At 39.5% G+C, this 1169-nt stretch carries 2 protein-coding genes; one reads left to right on the forward strand and one right to left on the reverse strand.

Features of this window, described 5'->3' with window-relative positions:
- Positions 1-661, forward strand: a 661-nt coding sequence (locus DBR11_RS28220; RefSeq protein WP_233260940.1) for a C1 family peptidase, incomplete at its 5' end; no start/stop codon positions are given.
- Between the two features lie 78 nt (positions 662-739).
- Here DBR11_RS28220 and DBR11_RS28225 read toward each other — a convergent pair.
- The coding region (locus DBR11_RS28225; RefSeq protein WP_146186701.1) for a S9 family peptidase at positions 740-1169 on the reverse strand (430 nt) is incomplete at its 5' end.

Genomic DNA, 1169 nt, shown 5'->3' on the forward strand with positions numbered 1-1169 from the left:
TCCAGACTGGCTAAAAGGCTATGAGCAGATCCTAAACCAGAAAATAGGCTTACCTCCTGCAAATTTCGACTACAAAGGAAAAACTTACACAGCAAAATCTTTCGCTGCAGACGTTCTGAAGTTTAACCCAAAAGATTATGTCAGTATCACCTCTTTTACCCATCATCCATTTTACGAATCCTTTATTTTAGAGGCGCCAGATAATTTTGCAAACGGGTCTTTCTATAATATTCCTTTGGATGAAATGCTGAGCCTGACGAAATCCGCGTTAAAAAATGGTTATACCATTATGTGGGATGCAGATGTGAGCAACAGCGATTTTCAGCAGAAAAAAGGCTATGCAATGCTATTTGAAAACAAACAAGACGGAAAACAGCCCAGCCTGAACCCCAATATCAAGGAACGCAGTTATTCGCAGGAATTGCGTCAGCAACTTTATGAGAACCTGACTACCGAAGATGATCACTTAATGCACCTGATCGGTCTGGACCAAACTCCTGAGGGTAAGATTTTATTTAAAGTAAAAAATTCCTGGGGAGAAGTAGGTCCTTTTAAAGGATATATTGAAGTTTCCGAACCTTATTTCGCCATCAATACGGTGAGCTTAGTTGTTCCAAAAGCAGCATTATCTAAAGAACTCCTAAAGAAACTCAATTTGTAAATTTAAAGAGTTAATAAAGCGAAAGGCCGCATCACTAAACATGATGCGGCCTTTCGCTTTTATTATATCAGATAAAACTTATCTGCCGTTCTTCCCATTCATTTCAACCTCCCTATCCATTTCCAGTATATCAACCTGGTCAGAAGAAGTAAAGTCGCCAATCAGGTATTTATTAAAATGATCGGCTAATTTCCAGAAGGCATATTCCGTCAGGTCACCAAAAGCATGTCGCTGACCAGGCATAATCACAAACTCGAAACGTTTGCCCGCCCGCATCAGTGCATTCGCTAACCGGATGGTATTCGCCGGATGCACATTATTATCTACATCACCAGTCATAATCATTAAATGGCCTTTCAGATTTTTAGCAATCTCCGGATTCTTATCAATGCTGTATTTAAAAGTTGTATCTCCTTTAGCAGAAATAATTTCCTTTACACCATGATGTTTCTCGCTCCACCATCTGTTATAAATACTATTGTCATGATTTCCGGCATTGGATACAGCC

The sequence above is a fragment of the Pedobacter sp. HMWF019 genome (assembly GCF_003061025.1).
GTDB lineage: Bacteria > Bacteroidota > Bacteroidia > Sphingobacteriales > Sphingobacteriaceae > Pedobacter.